The organism is Sciscionella marina DSM 45152 (genome assembly GCF_000379465.1).
Taxonomy (GTDB): domain Bacteria; phylum Actinomycetota; class Actinomycetes; order Mycobacteriales; family Pseudonocardiaceae; genus Sciscionella; species Sciscionella marina.
On sequence record NZ_KB905425.1, the window covers coordinates 17,682 to 34,133 of the forward strand.

General features: G+C 67.0%; 18 protein-coding genes, 1 tRNA gene and 1 pseudogene. 9 read left to right on the forward strand and 11 right to left on the reverse strand.

Translation table 11 applies throughout. The annotated features are described in order from the left end of the window. Positions 1-5: 5 nt before the first annotated feature. The 3 genes from A37U_RS0133085 to merA form a co-directional block, all read right to left on the reverse strand. The gene (locus A37U_RS0133085; RefSeq protein WP_020500957.1) at positions 6-515 is read right to left on the reverse strand and encodes a hypothetical protein; all 510 of its coding nucleotides are present in this window, start codon (positions 513-515) and stop codon (positions 6-8) included. 89 nt (positions 516-604) lie between these two features. Beyond that, positions 605-1,234, reverse strand: a complete 630-nt coding sequence (merB, locus tag A37U_RS0133090; RefSeq protein WP_205623084.1) for an organomercurial lyase MerB — start codon at positions 1,232-1,234, stop codon at positions 605-607. A 22-nt stretch (positions 1,235-1,256) separates the two neighbouring features. Next, complete coding sequence (gene merA / locus A37U_RS0133095) at positions 1,257-2,672, reverse strand: mercury(II) reductase (RefSeq protein WP_020500959.1); 1,416 nt, start codon at positions 2,670-2,672, stop codon at positions 1,257-1,259. A gap of 103 nt (positions 2,673-2,775) precedes the next feature. On the opposite strand from merA, the gene A37U_RS0133100 reads away from it, so the two are divergent. Both A37U_RS0133100 and A37U_RS46645 read left to right on the forward strand, forming a co-directional pair. After that, on the forward strand, positions 2,776-3,162 hold the full coding sequence (locus A37U_RS0133100; protein ID WP_020500960.1) for an ArsR/SmtB family transcription factor: 387 nt from the start codon (positions 2,776-2,778) through the stop codon (positions 3,160-3,162). Then, positions 3,159-3,425: a hypothetical protein gene (locus tag A37U_RS46645; RefSeq protein ID WP_157183183.1), complete on the forward strand. Its 267-nt coding sequence runs from the start codon at positions 3,159-3,161 to the stop codon at positions 3,423-3,425. The genes A37U_RS0133100 and A37U_RS46645 overlap by 4 nt, the downstream gene beginning before the upstream one ends. Positions 3,426-3,703: 278 nt before the next feature. Here the strand turns inward: A37U_RS46645 and A37U_RS0133110 are convergent, their stop codons facing one another. Then, positions 3,704-4,120 carry a MerR family transcriptional regulator gene (locus tag A37U_RS0133110; protein WP_020500962.1) on the reverse strand — a complete coding sequence of 139 codons (417 nt, stop codon included), beginning with the start codon at positions 4,118-4,120 and terminating at the stop codon, positions 3,704-3,706. 107 nt (positions 4,121-4,227) lie between these two features. Between A37U_RS0133110 and A37U_RS0133115 the strand changes: the two genes are divergently transcribed. The 3 genes from A37U_RS0133115 (at position 4,228) to A37U_RS0133130 (ending at position 8,306) form a co-directional block, all read left to right on the forward strand. Further along, the gene (locus tag A37U_RS0133115) at positions 4,228-4,449 is read left to right on the forward strand and encodes a heavy-metal-associated domain-containing protein (RefSeq protein ID WP_020500963.1); all 222 of its coding nucleotides are present in this window, start codon (positions 4,228-4,230) and stop codon (positions 4,447-4,449) included. After that, on the forward strand, positions 4,446-6,905 hold the full coding sequence (locus tag A37U_RS0133120) for a heavy metal translocating P-type ATPase (protein WP_020500964.1): 2,460 nt from the start codon (positions 4,446-4,448) through the stop codon (positions 6,903-6,905). The genes A37U_RS0133115 and A37U_RS0133120 overlap by 4 nt, the downstream gene beginning before the upstream one ends. A 201-nt stretch (positions 6,906-7,106) precedes the next feature. Beyond that, entirely contained in the window at positions 7,107-8,306 is a 1,200-nt protein-coding gene (locus tag A37U_RS0133130; RefSeq protein ID WP_276143251.1) for an MFS transporter, read from the forward strand. Positions 8,307-8,404: 98 nt separating this feature from the next. Here A37U_RS0133130 and A37U_RS46650 read toward each other — a convergent pair. The 5 genes and pseudogenes from A37U_RS46650 to A37U_RS52145 form a co-directional block, all read right to left on the reverse strand. Then, positions 8,405-8,902, reverse strand: a pseudogene (locus A37U_RS46650) (FAD-dependent oxidoreductase); the annotation flags it as partial. A gap of 56 nt (positions 8,903-8,958) precedes the next feature. Further along, positions 8,959-9,102: a hypothetical protein gene (locus A37U_RS52755; RefSeq protein ID WP_020500071.1), complete on the reverse strand. Its 144-nt coding sequence runs from the start codon at positions 9,100-9,102 to the stop codon at positions 8,959-8,961. 159 nt (positions 9,103-9,261) lie between these two features. Continuing rightward, positions 9,262-9,690, reverse strand: a complete 429-nt coding sequence (locus A37U_RS46660; RefSeq protein ID WP_240437762.1) for a helix-turn-helix domain-containing protein — start codon at positions 9,688-9,690, stop codon at positions 9,262-9,264. A gap of 616 nt (positions 9,691-10,306) precedes the next feature. Continuing rightward, positions 10,307-10,382: transfer RNA gene (locus tag A37U_RS52140), tRNA-Lys, on the reverse strand. A 419-nt stretch (positions 10,383-10,801) separates the two neighbouring features. Next, a complete protein-coding gene (locus tag A37U_RS52145) occupies positions 10,802-10,984 on the reverse strand; it encodes a hypothetical protein (protein WP_157183184.1) in 183 nt (60 codons plus the stop codon). A 566-nt stretch (positions 10,985-11,550) separates the two neighbouring features. Here A37U_RS52145 and A37U_RS0133155 point away from each other — a divergent pair. After that, entirely contained in the window at positions 11,551-11,853 is a 303-nt protein-coding gene (locus A37U_RS0133155) for a sigma-70 family RNA polymerase sigma factor (protein ID WP_020500970.1), read from the forward strand. Then, the gene (locus A37U_RS0133160) at positions 11,850-12,650 is read left to right on the forward strand and encodes a DUF2637 domain-containing protein (protein ID WP_020500971.1); all 801 of its coding nucleotides are present in this window, start codon (positions 11,850-11,852) and stop codon (positions 12,648-12,650) included. The genes A37U_RS0133155 and A37U_RS0133160 overlap by 4 nt, the downstream gene beginning before the upstream one ends. A gap of 16 nt (positions 12,651-12,666) precedes the next feature. Here A37U_RS0133160 and A37U_RS0133165 read toward each other — a convergent pair whose 3' ends face one another. Next, the gene (locus A37U_RS0133165; RefSeq protein WP_040589495.1) at positions 12,667-13,293 is read right to left on the reverse strand and encodes a class I SAM-dependent methyltransferase; all 627 of its coding nucleotides are present in this window, start codon (positions 13,291-13,293) and stop codon (positions 12,667-12,669) included. Between the two features lie 45 nt (positions 13,294-13,338). Here A37U_RS0133165 and A37U_RS0133170 point away from each other — a divergent pair, with 45 nt between their 5' ends. Beyond that, positions 13,339-13,737 carry an ArsR/SmtB family transcription factor gene (locus A37U_RS0133170; protein ID WP_020500973.1) on the forward strand — a complete coding sequence of 133 codons (399 nt, stop codon included), beginning with the start codon at positions 13,339-13,341 and terminating at the stop codon, positions 13,735-13,737. After that, positions 13,734-15,698, forward strand: coding sequence for a heavy metal translocating P-type ATPase (locus A37U_RS0133175; protein WP_020500974.1), 1,965 nt, complete (start codon positions 13,734-13,736; stop codon positions 15,696-15,698). Before A37U_RS0133170 ends, A37U_RS0133175 begins: the two co-directional genes overlap by 4 nt. 272 nt (positions 15,699-15,970) lie before the next feature. On the opposite strand, the gene A37U_RS54145 is transcribed toward A37U_RS0133175, so the two are convergent. Further along, a partial coding sequence (locus tag A37U_RS54145) for an FAD-dependent oxidoreductase (protein ID WP_040589437.1) occupies positions 15,971-16,452 on the reverse strand: 482 nt, incomplete at its 5' end.

Below are 16,452 nucleotides of genomic sequence, written 5' to 3' on the forward strand. Positions count from 1 at the left end.
ACCTGTCACGGGCGCCTGCCGCGCAGGCACCACGCGGTCTCGGTCACACCTGCCACGGCGAAGCCGAAGGCCAGATGCGCGACGTAGCCGCGTACGTGCGTCACCAGCGGATAGGCGCGATTGGGGGCGGAGAAGCCCAGCAGTGGTGTCATCATCTCGTCGGCGATCAGGCTCATGGTCGACCCCATGGTCAGCCCAGCTGGCACCGGAGATAGGTGCCCGCGACGGCGCAGCAGCCCGTAGACGGGTGCCCAGGAAATCGCAAGTCCATAGTGGAAAGCCATCGAGGCTTGCTGCAGTTGCTGCTCGGTGAACTTGACACCGAGCAGCTTCGCGGTTTTCTCCGCGGCCACTTGGAACGGCGGACCTGGGCGGGCCTCGTCCTCTTGGGCACGATGCTGCTCGGATTCTCGCTCGTAGAGCTTCATACTGACTGGTTCCATCGCTTTGGTGCCCAGGTAACCGGCCACGGCACTCACGGCGGCATCTTCAACAATGGCAGCGAACCTGCCCATAGCCTGAATCCTCCCTTCCCATCCGGTTCGCACGTCCGGCCCAGCGGAACCGCCGGGCCATCCATCGAGACCGGCTTGCTACGTGGCGGCTAACAGCAGCCAGGCTGGCTGAGCCGCTGCCGAGCGATCTCGCGGGCCGCCACGTCGGCCTCGACCACCGGCAGGACGGTGCCGCCGGGGTGCTCCGACCGCCACTGTCGCGCGGCTTCGGGTGAGACGAAGAAGTGGACCTCGTTGCAGAAGGCCGACCGCACCGAGGTGCATTGCTGTGGGGTGACGATCGAGACCACGGCAGTAGGCGGGTCGACAGCGGCAACTCCGTCGGGCTGGACCGTCAGGCGCACCGGTGTTCCCGTGGCATGACACGGGGACTCGACCTCAGCGCTGCTGCCGAGAGCAACGGGAAAGATCAACGTGTCCAAGGCGCACCAGGTATAGAGCTCGCGGCCCTCGACGGTGAACCGGTGCTGCGTGGGGCGTTGGCTCAAGCCGTAGCCGACGATGCGCCCCTGCTCGTCGTATTCGGTATCCGGCAGCTCCGCCAGAACCTGGCGCACCTCGTCCCCAGGTCGGCCGGCAGCCGAAGCCAGCTGCTCAATGGTGACCGGTTGTCCCTGGGCCAGCAGCCGCAGCAGCGGTTGCCAGATCCAGGGCAACGCTGAGGTCAGTGCGTCGCTGAGTTTTCCGGCGAGTGAAGGTATGTCAGCAGTCATCAGCATCCCTGGGAAAGCAGCTGGTGCGTCAGGAGGCACAGCAGGAGAGCTTGGACACGTCGCGGGTGAAGGTCTGCGCAGCGAGCTTCAATGCTTCGGCCATGGTCAGATACGGACACCACAGCTCGCCCATCTCTTGCACCGTCATCCGGTTGTGCAGCGCGTACACGGCGGTGGCAATGACATCGCCGGCGCCGTCGGCGAGCGCATGCGCACCCAGCAGGCGCCCGCTGCCCCGTTCGGCCACCAGCTTGACCAGCCCGCGGGTATCGCGGTTGACCAGCGCGCGAGGAACGTGCTCCAGCGGCAGCACCCGGCATTCGCAGTCGTAACCCTGCTCGTTGGCTTGGGCGTCGGTGAGCCCGGCGGCGGCAATCGAGGGACTGGTGAAGGTCACCCGCGGCAGGTGGTGGTAATCCAGCGTCCGCCTCGCGTCGCCAAAGGCGTTGTCGACCACAACCGCACCGTGGGCGCCGGCCACGTAAACAAACTGCGGGTGCCCCGTGACATCCCCGGCGGCCCAGATCCGAGGATGGCTGGTGCGCAGGCCGTCATCCACCACGACCTCGCCGCGGTCGCCCAGTTGCACCCCCACCGTGTCGAGGCCCAGCCCCGCAGTGACCGGTTTGCGGCCGGTGGCCACCAACACCTCGTCGGCTCGTACCTCCCGGACTTGCCCGTCGCTGCTGCGCACCTCGGCGACGACCTGGCCGTTGTCGCGGCGCACCCGGGACAGCGTCGCACCGGTGTACATCCCAATGCCCTCGTCAGCGAACACCTGCGCGAGCGCATCAGAAATCTCGGGCTCCTCGGCCGGGGCCAGCCGGTCCAGCATTTCGACCACCTCGACCCGCACTCCCAGGCGAGCGAACAGCTGCGCCTGCTCCAGGCCCACGTAGTTCCCGCCCACGACCAGCATCGATTCCGGCAACGCCTTGAGTTCCATCGCCGTGGTCGAGGTCAGATAGTTGACCTCGTCGAAGCCGTCGACCGGTGGTGCCCACGGCGCCGAGCCGGTCGCGACGAGATAGTGCTCAGCTACTACCCGCTCGGTACCACCGTCATGCAGCTCCACCTCTAGCGCCGGGCCATCGACGAATCGGGCCTGGCCCGACAAGATGTCCCAGCCGTACTCCGCGGCCAGCCCGGTGTACTTCTCCGCCTGCATGTCTGCCACCAAGCCCGCCTTACCGGCGATCAGCTCGGTGAAGGCAACCTCGTCAGCACTCGCCCGGATGCCCGGAAACTTCTCCGCCGACAACGCCACATGCCGCGCCTCCGCCGCAGCCAGCAACGCCTTGGACGGCACGCATCCCGTGTTCACACACGTCCCACCGACGGTGCCGCCTTCGGCCATGACCACCGAATAGTCCTGCCGCCGCGCGGCGATGGCCGCCGCGAATGCCGCACCCCCGGAGCCCACGATCGCCAGATCGACTTTCATGACAGGCCCTCCGTCCCTAGCGTTATATTCGGGTTCACGGATGTACGATGGTCTCATCGTATCCTGATTCGCGGATATGTGCCGGGCGACAGGAGGGTTGCCGATGAGCCAGACGACAAACTCCCTCTCAGCCGCAGCACTGCTCGGCGGGCACGACGAGGCGGGCACCGTGGCAAAGTTCTTCCGTGCGCTCGGCGACCCCACCCGGCTACGACTCCTGGAGTACCTGCTCGACACCGAACACTCGGTCAGCGACTGCGTAGCTCACGTGGGTCTGTCCCAAGGCCGTGTGTCCACCCACCTGGCGTGTCTCGCCGACTGCGGCTATGTGCAGGCCCGCCGCCAGGGCCGCTGGTGCTACTACCGCGTCACCGACCCGCGCGTGGCCGAACTCGTCAGACTCGCCCGCTCGCTGGCCGCCGACAACCACGCAGCCTTGGCCACGTGCGACCGCATCGACACCAAGCCCGACGAGGAGGACTCACCATGAGCGCCTCGCACAAGCCACCACACGAAGAACAGCAGCCCCCAGACAAGCAGTCTCAGCCGACTGCAGGCTGGGCAGGCATGGTCGGTCTCGTGCTCGCCGCGCTCTGCTGCGGACTCCCGCTTCTCGTCATCGCCTTGACCGCTAGCGGGACCCTCGGCGCACTCGGCACAGTGCTGAACAACCCTCTGTTCCTCACCGCAGCCGGACTCGTCCTCGTCGCCGCGATCGCCATCGCACTCACGCGCCACCGGCGCCGCAAATAGTGGGTAGTTCGCGCACGCACCGCTAACTTACGAGCGGTGCTGGCAGTCGAATGAGCTGCGGGATTGCGGTGAGTTACCGAATCTCATTCGACCCGCTGCGCCCCAGTGAGGAGAGAGCGTGTGCGATGGAGAGCGTAACCAGTATCCTCATCATCCGCTGTCGTCCTGACTTCTCAGAGTAGCGGCCTCCGCTTCGGCCGGGCAGCGGGTGCTACCGGCTTGCTTGAATGGCTTCTGTTCTGCCCTTCGCTCACGCGGTGGTGTCTGCCTCTGCTGCCTTACTCGCCTGCGTCGGGGGAGTGTTCGATGATCTGGCAGACGACGGCGTGCTCACCGCGGCGCTGACTGTCCCGGGCGGCACGACGCGCGGAGGTCAACGAGCGACGCAGGGCGCGGAGGTCGGCGAGGGTGCGGTCGATCTCGGCGATGCGGCCATCGAGGAGTTCGGTGACCCGCTCGCACGGTGTGGCGCCGTCGCGTTGCAGATCGAGAATGTCCTTGATCTCCGACAACTGGAGCCCGAGCGTCTTGGCCTGGCGGATAAACCGCAAGACACCGACATCGGCGTCACTGAACTGGCGATAACCAGCTTCGGTGCGTTCGGCAGGTGGAAGAAGTCCTTTGGACTCCCACAGCCGCACGGCTTTCGCACTGACTCCCGCGGCCTCAGCCGCAGCACCCACGGTCAGGCCCATCACGGTCTCCTTCGTCGCCAGCTCGTCCTTGACCTTACCCTAAGGGCAAGGTTCTAGCGTGGCCTCGTAACCAGAAAACCGCAGTTCACAAGGGAGCGGAGCTGGCGATGGAGACCATCGTGTTGCAGGTAACGGGCATGGCGTGCGGCGGCTGTGCCGAGCGCATCGACGCGGTGCTGCGCCGGGTCGAGGGTGTGCGCGAAGTCGCCGCCGACCACACGACCGGCCGGGTCGAGGTCCGCGTGGGTTCGGCGTGGCCCGGCCGGCAGGTGCTGGTCGAGCGCATCACCGGCGCTGGCTACGACGTCATCGAGGGGGCCTCGGCATGACGACGGCCACCGAGCAACGCACGCGCTTGTGGGAGTCCGAGCCGAGTCCGCATTCAGGGCATCGGCGGATTCGCGCGAAGGTCGCAGGTCTGCACTGCTCGTTGTGCACCGGCACGATCGAAAAGACCCTGGGTCGGCTGGACGGGGTGGGACAGGTGGCGGTGAGCCTGACCCATGAGCAGGTGCTGGTCGACTACGAGGCCGAGCGCATCACGCCGGAGCGGATTCTGGGCAACCTGCGTGATGTCGGCTATGCCCTGTATGACCCGCGCAAGCTGCGCACCTTCGAGGACGAAGAGCGTGATCTGGTACGCGAGGGCAAGCGCCTGTTCGTTGCGCTCGGTCTGTCCCTGGTGGCGATGACGCAGATCGCCGAGGGCTGGTGGAACATCCTCTGCGGGGCACTGCTGGTCGCGGCGTTCGCGCTGGTGTTCGCCGTGGCCCGGCGCTCCGGCACCGCGCTGGCGGCTGGCTCGGCGCTGGCGGTGATGGGACCTGGTGGCCTGGCGCTGGCTGGGCGTACCAGCGGGCTGCTGGAGTCGCCGGTCACCGGGTGGATCACCGCCGGGCTGGCGGTGGCCACCGTGTTCGGCGTCGCGCTGCATATCTTGCGGATGGCCTACCAGTCGCTGCGGCGCGGCATCCTCAACCAGCACGTGCTGCAGGAATCCGCCGCGTTCGCGGGCCTGATCGGCGGGGCTATCGGACTGACCGGCCTGTTGCCCGGCTATCCGACGGAGGAGTTCTTCACCGTCGCGGTCGTGGTGGCCACCTACCACATCTTCTCCGAATGGCTATCGCTGCTGGTCAAAACCCGCTCCAGCCAAGCGATCAAGAAGCTGCTGGACCTACAACCCGACCTGGCCCGCGTGCAGGCGGACGACGGTAGCGAGACCGAGGTCCCGGTCGAGGACGTCAGGGTGGGCCAGCGCATCCGGGTGCGGCCCGGTGAGCGCATCCCTCTGGACGGTCGGATCGTCTCCGGCCACTCCGCGGTGGACTTCTCCCTGGTCACCGGAGAGCCGGTGCCGGCAGAGCGCGGCCCGGGTGGCGAGGTCGTCGGCGGGGCGATCAACGGAACCGGCAGCCTCGTCATCGAGGTCACCGCCACCGGCGCCGAAGGGTTCCTGTCTCAGGTCATCCGGCACGTCGAGGACTCCCGCGCACTCAAGCCCGGCATCCTGCACCTGGTCGACCGCGTGCTGCGGGTCTACACCCCCACCGTGCTGTCCATTTCCGGTGCCTCTCTGCTGGTGTGGCTGGCCGGAAGCTGGCTGCTGACAGGGGTCGTTGACGTCCGCCACGCGGTGTTCGCCGCCCTGTCGGTGCTGGTGATGGGCTATCCCTGCGCGGTCGGCATCGCCGCGCCGCTGGCCATCGTGCGCGGCACCGGCGCCGCCGCCGACCGCGGCATCGTCATGCGCACCGGCGAGGCATTCCAAACCTTCCGGCTGGTCCGCCGCATCGTGCTCGACAAAACCGGCACGCTCACCCGAGGCAAACCCACCGTGCGGACGGTCGAGGCCACCAGCGGTGAAACCGATCGGCTGCTGGCGCTGGTCGCCGGGGCCGAAAGCGACTCCGAACACCCCCTCGCCCGAGCGATCGTGGAGGCCGCGCAGCAGCGTGGCGTCGCGCTCGGCGAGGCGAGCGGATTCGAGTCCATCACCGGCGGTGGCGTGCAGGCCACCGTAGACGGCCATGCCGTGCTGGCCGGACGCCCCAGCCTGCTGACCGAGGCAGGTATTGATCTAGCGGAGTGGACGGGTCGGATCGATCGACTCGAATCCGCCGGGCACACGGTCATCGCGGTGAGCGTGGACCAGCGCGCTGCCGGAGTGATCGCTTTGGGCGACGAGCCGCGCCCGGACGCCGCCGAGGCGGTGACGGCCATGCGCGAGCGCGGCATGGAACCGGTGTTGGTCACCGGGGACAACGAGCGCGCCGCCCGACACGTCGCCAACCAGCTCGGCATCGAACAGGTCCGTGCAGGGGTGCGTCCAGAGGGCAAGGCCGCCATCGTGCGCGAGCTGCAGGCCGACGGCACCCGGGTCGCGATGGCCGGCGACGGCATCAACGACGCCCCCGCCCTGATGCAGGCCGACGTCGGCATCGCCGCCGGCGGGGGCACCGACATCGCCGTGGAATCCGCCGACATCGTGCTGCTCCGCGACGAGGTCACCACGATCCTCGATGCTCGGGAGATCAGCGCCCACTCCTACGGGCGCACCCGCGGCAACGTCGCCTTGGCGTTCACCTTCAACGGCATCGGCATCCCCATCGCCACCACCGGCCTCGTCTCCCCGATCTGGGCAATGCTGGCCATGGTCGCCTCGGTCACCACAATCTTCCTCAACTCCCTTGGTACTCGCCCAAAGCTGCTCACCGACGCCATCAACAGCGTCGGACGCCCCGTCGCTGCAGAGCAGTCAACGCGCGAGGAAGTGCACTCATGACCGGCTTTCCGGCTCCGCCCACGCTGGTGCGGGGTGACGCCGAGCCGACTCGGCTGGTCGAGCCGATGCTCGGCAGCCGTCGGGGTTTCGGCGCCGCTTAAATTCAGCTCAGCCCCGTATCCCCGCGTGGCCCCGGCTCGTCCGTCGCTCACGACACCCACCAGCGCACACCCAGAACAACCCGTCCGGAAAGGGGAGATTGTGCCCACCGAGTCCACCGCGCCACGGGGCATGTTGGCTCTGCTGACTACCGCCGCATTCGTGATCTTCGCGCAGATCTTCATGGTCGCGCCGGTGCTCCCGGCTCTCGCGCGGGACTTGCACACCACGCCAGACCTGATCGGCCTGGCCGTGCCTGCCTACCTCGTGCCCTACGGAGCCATGGTGCTGCTGTGGGGACCGCTCTCCGACCGGTGGGGACGCCGCCCGGTCATCCTCACCTCACTGGCCGCATTCACCGTCCTGACCGCCACTACCGCGCTGGCCACCACTGCGCCGTGGTTCATTCTGCTGCGGCTGGCCACAGCACTCGGCGCCAGCGGCGTCGTCCCCATCGGACTTGCCCTCATCGGCGACCTCGTGCCCTACAAGAGCCGCGGCCGAGCCTTGGGGTGGCTGTTCGGCGGAATGGCTGGCGGAATGGCCCTCGGCGCCGCCGGAGGCGCACTGGCCGAACCCCTCGTCGGCTGGCGCGGCCTATTCCTGGGCGTGGCCGCAGCCGGGCTCGTCCTGCTGGTGCTCGGCACGCGCCTCATCCCAGCCACACCCCGCCCATCCGCGCCACCCCCGGCCCGCCAGGTGGCAGCCGGATTCGCCGCCCTCATGCGCACCCAGCGCGGTCGACGTACCTACGGCTACGTGCTGATCAATGCCGTGCTGCACTCGGGCGTCTACACCTGGCTCGGCGTCTACCTGCACCAGCACTTCGGCCTCGACGAAACCCACATCGGCTTGACCCTGCTCGGCTATGGCATCCCCGGACTGCTCCTCGGCCCGATCATCGGACACCTCGCCGACCGCTACGGCCGAGCCCGCATCATCCCCCTCGGACTCACCGTCGCCGCCGGCTGCGCCGCACTCCTGGCTACCGAACCCGCGCTGGCCGCCGCGCAAGCCGGCATCATCGCCCTGTCCCTGGGCTACGACATGACCCAACCACCGCTGGCCGGCATCGTCACCGATCTACCCGGACACCGCGGCCAGGCCATGGGACTCAACGTCTGCACCCTCTTCGTCGGCATGGGCATCGGCAGCCTCGCCTTCCAAGCCGTTCTCCTGCCCACCGGCTTCCCCACCGCACTCGCCACCTTCGCCGCACTCGCATTGCTCGCGGCCGTAGCAGGAGTTCCGTCGTTCCGCGCCGAACGCCCCCGCACTGATTCGGCAAATCCACGCAGCTAATCGAGGCATAGTCAGGAACGCTGTCAATGGTGGAATAGACACCGTGGCCCTTACCCACATGAACGATGCGCGGGTAAGGGCACGGTTTAGCTACGAGGTCAGCGCGCAACGGCTTCGACCTCGGCGGCGTATCCGCCGCCTGTGTGCTCGGGCGCGATGTGCGCGGCGCTTGTCGCCTCGTGTTCGGCGAGCCAGCGTTCGGCGTCGATGGCCGCCGCACAACCGGAACCGGCCGCAGTGACCGCCTGGCGGTAGCTCTTGTCCACCAAGTCACCAGCAGCGAAGACCCCGGGGATTCCGGTGTGCGTGGTGGGCTGTTGCACGAGCACGTACTTCTCGTCGTCGACGTCGAGTTGGTCGCGGACCAGTTCGCTGCGGGGGTCGTGTCCGATCGCGACGAACATGCCGCTGACCGGAAGCTCGGATTCGGCACCGGTGACGGTGTCCTGCAGCTTCAACCCGGTGACCGCGGTGTCGCCGACGACTTCGGTGACCACGGCATTGGTGCGCCACTTGATCTTCTCGTTCGCGCGGGCGCGTTCCAGCATGATCTTGGAGGCACGGAACTCCTCGCGGCGGTNTGCGACGCTTGAGCTCCCGAAGCTCTTGCGCCGCGTTCGTCGTGACGCCAGGCTTAACCTCGTCCCCGACGTCAGCCTGACGCAGCCACTTCTCCCAACGTCATCGGATGGACCCCAAAGTCACTGGCGACCTGCTCGATCGTCACGCCCGACTCGCGGTTGCGGGCGACCCGGACAACATCCTCACGAAACTCGCGCGGGTAGGGCTTGGGCACAGCAACATCCTTTCAGCCTGCACATCAGCAAGCAATCTCAGATGTCACAGATCCCTTCAGCAGCCCCATCGGACAGCGTGCTGACTAGCTTGTGTACGCAGCTGCTCTGGCCCCCGATTGCCGTCGGGCATTGTCCGATCGTGCGCCTTGCGAGAGACCTCACCCCAGAGCCTCCTCACGTTCGCCGGAGGAGCGCGTGGTATCGACTGTCGTACGGAGATTCCCCTGCGGATCACGCATCACGACGCCGCGCGCACGAAGCCGCTGCCGTACGGTCTCAGGATCTACCCCATGCCGTTCTCCGATGCGGACCAGCGACCAGCCCTGCTCATACAGGTACACGGCATCATCGACCTGCTCGACAGCCAAACCCTGACGCCGCATCGGCACCTCCTGCCGGTGCAGGATCGCGCTCACCGTCGCTCGACTGATCCCGAATTTCTCGGCCAGCTGGTACACCGTCGCCCCGGCCAAATAGCCTTCAACCAAATCCCGCTGACACCCCACATCAAGCTGCCGCGCGCGCCTCGGACGAGATCGCGCCATATCAACAGACTGCGGCTCCGACACCTTCGGCAGCTTCTTCAAGAGGCTCTCTAATGCACTGACCTGGTCCTTCGTGTTGTAATAAACTCCCCCAAGGTCCAGGTTGGCGACAGTCGCCTCAGCGCGACACCCAGTACTGCCCTGTCGCGAGAGCCCAGGCTCGCAGCTGACACCGCTGGAGTCATTCACAGCAACGTCATGACGAGCTCAATAGCAGCGTTGACCTTCATCTCCGAACCCGCTGCACAATATGACCGACAGCACCCCAAGCCGTCACGCGCCAGGAAAGCGCAAGCCCATCAGCCTGCGACAACGCAACTTTGCTTCCCTGATCGCCACATCAACAGTCCCGCACACGACCTCGACAGGCCCACAGTCCGAGGCCGCAAGCGTGACTCGCGAGGATACGAAAGTTTCATACCGTCCGTAACTTGCCCGACCAGACACCCAATACCGCGGGATCACTATCTGTAGCCAGGCCAGGCGGGCCACTCAACGCCGATCAACACCGCCGACCACTGTCCACTCCGGACCAATCGCCTGACCCGTCCAGCACACCAGTGAAATCGAGCACCCACGGAGCACCACGCGGCCGTTCACACCAGCAAAGATGATCATAAAAACGAAGAAAGACCAGTTCAAACCCGGTGTTCGCGAGTGGGCCGCCTGGGGCTCGAACCCAGAACCTACGGATTAAAAGTCCGCAGCCTGTAAACCTCGCCGGTTATCGGGCAGCAATTGATTCCCCTTCCCACGACAAGTCGCCATGACACGACCCATGTGGACTCTCCTCCGTGGGGACTCTTGTACCAAGAATAAGCAAAGATGCCGCGGGAGTGACACTCTTTCGAGGCAAAGCAAAGAAAGAAGCATTTGAGAAGTGGGGCGCCGGTAACCAACGCCCACTCCAACTCACAACAACACCGCGTAAGCGGAGTAGCTCACCGACTATGGCTCACCTGCGTCAATTTTTGCAGCGGATCGGCACATAACGGCGCGCGACTCGATGCTGCAACGAGATCGCACAGGCACGACATATCTCAGCTCATTCGACATGAGCGGCCGCGACAGGGGACCGATCGCGGCCGACATGCCGGCTTCCATCAGAGGCGAAACAGGGAAACTACACTGGGCCAGCAAAGGCGCGGAGAGCTCAGATCGACAAATCGAGAACGCGCTCGATGCCGTGTCTGGGCAGCGTTGACCTAATCCCCTGCGAGGTCCGGTCCGACAGTTCGACAAGGACATTGAGAACCGCTGGTGGAACATCAATCACCATGATCACCGCCACCCGGTGAACAGACCAGCGCGACGGGTCGCCGAAAAGATCATGCACTAGCGAGTCACACGACGCCGTTCACCGCAGCCGACTGCCGTTCGATGGCCGTCCTGCGCAGTTACCGGACCCGCGAACCCGCCAAATCCCGCCTCAAGCCCCCTGCCCACAACGGCACGCAACAGCACTCAACGACGCCACCACCACACCACTCCCCACCCCCGGACCAAGCCCCGAAGCGGCTATGCGCGCACGTCACAGCCGATCCCAGAGAAGCCCATCCGTCCGGACAGAATCACCCGACTGGAGCACCCAATCCTGCTCCAGGATCGTGACCCCATTTGACCCCCTCAAGATCAACTGCTCCACTTTTGCTCCAGTTGAACATTGAACAGTTCACAAGGGACAGTCGGCCACCTGTGACGAAACACGAAAAGACCGCAGGCCAGGTGGCCTGCGGTGGGTGACGATTCGGGGTGGAGGTTGGGGGAGCTTACTCGAACACAAAAGACCAGGTCATCGCACTGGAAACGCTCCGGCAGAGGCTGCCTGACCTAGATGTGCCCGCCCCATCGACACCAAAGCGACAACGACCGGGTCGTGCCCGGCAGCTCACCGGTGATCAAGTGCAGCAACTGATCGAGGGCTACCGATCCGGTTCCACCGTCTATGAGCTGGGTGATCAGTTCGGCATCGAGCGCCGCACCGTCAGTGCGATCCTGCATCGCCGCGGTGTTCCTATGCGCCGCCGCGGCCTGTCCGAGGAGCAGATCGATGACGCCGTTCGGCTCTACAACCAGGGGTGGTCCCTGGCTCGGATCGCCGCCCGTATGGACGTCGCCGCAGGCACAGTCCGCCAACGCCTGCACGAGCGCGGCGTCACCATGCGCGACAACCAGGGACAGCTTCGGGCGGATGGTGTCCGATGAACAACACGCCATCCGCACCGAGCCTGGCCCCCGATCGATCACTGCATCTGCAGTGCGCGTGCACGCTCCTGGTGGCCGTGGGCGCCGCCTACGTCTCCTACCGGCACGGCCGTGAGTTCGCCCTGCGCTTCGGTGCCGACGAGACCACCGCCACGCTCTGGCCACTCATCGTTGACGGCCTCCTGACGATGGCCACCATCGAACTGTGGAAGACCGGCCACCGTCATCGCGCCACCGGGCAGTGGAAGGCATGGTTGTCGTTCGCCCTCGGCATCGGGTTGTCGCTGTGCGCCAACATCGCCTCCGCGCCCGAGCTGAACGCCTTCTCCATCGCCGTGGCCGCCTGCCCACCGCTGGCGCTGCTGCTGTCGGTCGAACTGCTCAACCAGGCGCTCAAGCGGCGCCGCGCCGATACAACGAGTGGGACCATTCCCGTGCCCGGGGAGGCCGGATCAGTGCAGCCGCACTCGACGAACCGGGGTGAGGCCAACCAGACACTGGAGGCTCCCGCGGGGCCAACCGATGTGCCAGCGTTGCGCACGGTCGTGAACAACTCGCCTGGTCACAGCACCAACAGCGCCGACGCTGACTCAGAGGTACCACACGATGAGGATGATGATCCGCTGCGCGAGGAGGCGTGCCGGCTCGATGCTGAACATTGGAACCTCTACCAGCGCCCGATCTCAGCCGACACGCTTCGCCGGAAGCTCAGCATCGGCTCGACACGAGCCCGCACCCTTACCCGCCACATCCGCCAGCACCGCCAGCCCGGAGCAGCGTTGGCGGCGGTGGAATGAGCTGGGCCGGGATGTATCAGGCGGTGTTGCGGGTGGCGACGCCGAGCAGGTAGTCCCCGCCGATGCGGGTGCGCCACCGCTCGCCGACGGCGAGGCCGTGACGGGGTAGCTCGGCTAGGAACTCCCCGGCGGTAAATCGGTCCTCGGTGGGGTGGTCAAGGAGAAGCCGGTAGGACGGGCGGGCAAGCGCGGTCGCGGTGACCTCGTCGAAGTAGAACCGGCCACCTGGGGTGAGCACACGTGCGATCTCGGCGAGCGCGTCACGCCAGTTGGGGATGTGGTGGATGATCGCGAAGTCGAAAACCGCGTCGTAGCTGGCGTCTTGGCCCCCGGCGAAGGTGCGGAAGGCGGTGCGGAGGTCGGTGGCACTGCCCTGGGCGAGCCGGGCGCGGCCGGCGTGGCGGCGCAGTCGCCGCTGGGCGCGGGTGATCATCGCGGGGTCGAGGTCCACGGCATCGACGTGGGCGGCGCCGAATCGGTCGAGGATGAGCCGGGTGCCGTAGCCGGGACCACAGCCGATCTCGGTCACCTGCGCCCCGGGAGTGCGCCCGCCCAGCTCTGCGAGCAGCCGCGTTTCGTAGTGCTGGAGCCATCGGCGGGGCGGGGAGTTCACCAGGGCGGTCTCCACGCGGTTCATCAACATCGCCACACCCTCGATTCATCGTCACTTTCCGGTTATCATCGTCTTATGGCGATGAATAGCATGGATGAGTGCCTTGCGTCGAGTGCGACGGGGTCGGGCCTGGGTGCGGCGGTGGCGCTGTTCCACAGCCTCTCGGATGCGACCCGGTTGGCGATCGTGCAGCGGCTGGCCACCGGCGAGGCACGGGTCGCAGACCTGGTCGGCGAGCTGGAGCTGGCGCAGTCGACGGTGTCGGCACACGTGGCTTGCCTGCGTGACTGTGGTCTGGTCGAGGGGCGCGCGCAGGGGCGGCAGGTTTTCTACGCGCTCACGCGCCCGGAGCTGATGGACCTGCTCGCCTCGGCCGAGACGCTGCTTGCCGCGACCGGCAACGCGGTGGCGCTGTGTCCGAACTACGGCGCCGACGCCATCCCGGCTGCGAGCTCTGAGGAGGTGGCGCAGTGAGCGACGCGTGCGGCTGCGGCCACGACGAGCCCCGCAGCGACAACGAAGGCGAGGAACACGAGCCGGAACGGCTCTGGCAGGTCGTCGAGCTGCGTTTCGCCGCCGCCTCCGGCGTGCTCCTGCTGGCCGCGCTGGTTGCTGGCTGGCTGGACGCCGCCCGGCCTGTCGAACTCGGCTTCGAGGTAGTGGCGCTGGCCCTGGGCGCGTGGACGTTCGTCCCGTCCACGCTCACGCGCGTGGCCAAGGGCAAGATCGGGGTCGGCACGCTGATGACCATCGCTGCCGTCGGCGCGGTGATCCTCGGCGAGGTCGGCGAAGCTGCGATGCTGGCCTTCCTGTTCTCCATCAGTGAGGGCCTGGAGGAGTACTCCCTGGCCCGCACCCGCCGCGGCCTGCGCGCCCTGCTGGCCCTGGTCCCGGACGAGGCGACCGTCCTCCGAGACGGCGCCGAGACGACCGTCGCGCCCAGCGAGCTGCGCCTCGGCGACCGGATGGTGGTCAAGCCCGGTGAGCGGGTCGCCACCGATGGGGTGATCCACACCGGCCGCACCGCCCTGGATCTCTCGGCGATCACCGGCGAGTCGGTGCCGGTCGAGGCCGGCCCCGGGCAGGACGTGTTTGCCGGAGCGATCAACGGCACCGGCGTGCTAGAGGTCGAGGTCACCGCGACCGCCGAAGACAACTCGCTGGCCCGAATCGTGGGCATCGTGGAGGCCGAGCAGACCCGCAAGGGCGCCGCCCAGCGGCTGGCGGACCGCATCGCTCAACCGCTGGTGCCCGGCATCATGATCGCCGCCATTCTCATCGCGGTACTCGGCAGCGTGCTCGGTGACCCCGCCACTTGGATCGAGCGTGCCCTCGTCATCCTGGTCGCGGCCTCGCCTTGCGCACTGGCCATCGCCGTGCCGGTCACCGTGGTCGCCGCCATCGGCGCGGCCAGCAAGCTCGGCGTCCTGGTCAAGGGCGGTGCCGCGCTCGAAGCCCTCGGCCGCATCAAGGGCATCGCACTGGACAAGACCGGCACACTGACCGCGAACCAGCCCGCCGTCATCGAGGTCGCCAACGCTCCCGGCATCCCCCGCGAGCAGGTGCTGTCGGTGGCCGCCGCACTGGAATCCCGCTCCGAACACCCGTTGGCCCGCGCGATCCTCGCCGCCGCCGACGACCCCACCCCAGCCACGGACGTGGAAGCGGTGACCGGGGCCGGACTCACAGGCCGCCTCGACGGGCAGTCCGTCCGGCTGGGCCGTCCCGGCTGGCTGCAGGCCGGTCCGCTGGCCGCTGAGGTGGAGCGTATGCAACATGCCGGAGCGACCGCGGTGCTGGTCGAACGCGACGGGCACACCCTCGGCGCGATCGCGGTGCGCGACGAGCTGCGTCCCGAAGCAGTCGAGGTCGTCGCGAACTTGCGCCGCGCGGGCTACCACGTCGCGATGCTCACCGGAGACAACACCCGCACTGCCAACGCGTTGGCAGCCGAGGTCGGCATCGACGCCGTACACGCCGAGCTGCGCCCAGAAGACAAGGCCCGCCACGTCGAACAACTCCGTCGGCAACGATCGACGGCGATGGTCGGCGACGGCGTCAACGACGCCCCAGCCCTGGCCACCGCCGACCTCGGCATCGCGATGGGCGCGATGGGCACCGACGTGGCCATCGAAACCGCCGACGTGGCCCTCATGGGAGAGGACTTGCGCCACCTACCCCAAGCCCTCACCCACGCACGCCGATCCCGACGCATCATGCTGCAAAACGTGGGGCTGTCCCTGGCAATCATCACCGTACTGATACCGCTGGCTCTGCTCGGAATCCTCGGGCTGGCCGCAGTAGTCCTAGTTCACGAGGTCGCGGAGGTGTTCGTCATCGCCAACGGAGTACGCGCTGGCCGCACCCGCACCCACATGGCCGAGCCGACCGCCCCAACTACAACGGCCCCCGCACAACGCCAGGTGCCTGCGTAGGCGTGCCTCGCTACACCACCCGCCTCTCGACTGGCCGTGGAGCCGATCGACAATCCTGGAAGCATTGACGTTTAAGTTCTCACCGTGCCGAATTGCCCAAACACTGCGCCGATGGTCACGCAGGTGCGGCAGGCGCTCGATACGAACGAGTTATCCACGCGCAGCCGAACCTCTTTCTTGGCGGGACGCACAGCGATAGCCGAATAGACAAATCGTGGCCCTGCCCGTCACGGATGATTTCCTGCCGGGGCAGAGCCACGCGAGGTGGGAGGTCAGCGCGCGGCAGCTCCGACCTCGGCTGCGTATCCGCCGCCTGTGTGTTCGGACGCAACGCGCGCGGCGCTGGTCGCTTCGTGTTCGGCGAGCCAGCGTTCGGCATCGATGGCTGCCGCACAACCGGAGCCGGCCGCGGTGACGGCCTGGCGGTAGGTCTTGTCCACTAGGTCGCCCGCGGCGAAGACACCCGGGATGTCGGTGTGCGTGGTGGGTTGCTGCACGAGGACGTATTTTTCGTCGTCGACGTCGAGTTGGTCGCGGACCAGTTCGCTGCGGGGGTCGTGCCCGATCGCGACGAACATGCCGCTGACCGGAAGCTCGGACTCGGCACCGGTGACCGTGTCTTGGAGCTTCAGTCCAGTAACCGCGGTGTCGCCGACGACCTCGGTGACGACGGCGTTGGTGCGCCACTTGATCTTCTCGTTCGCGCGGGCGCGTTCGAGCATGATCTTGGAGGCGCGGAACTCCTCGCGGCGGT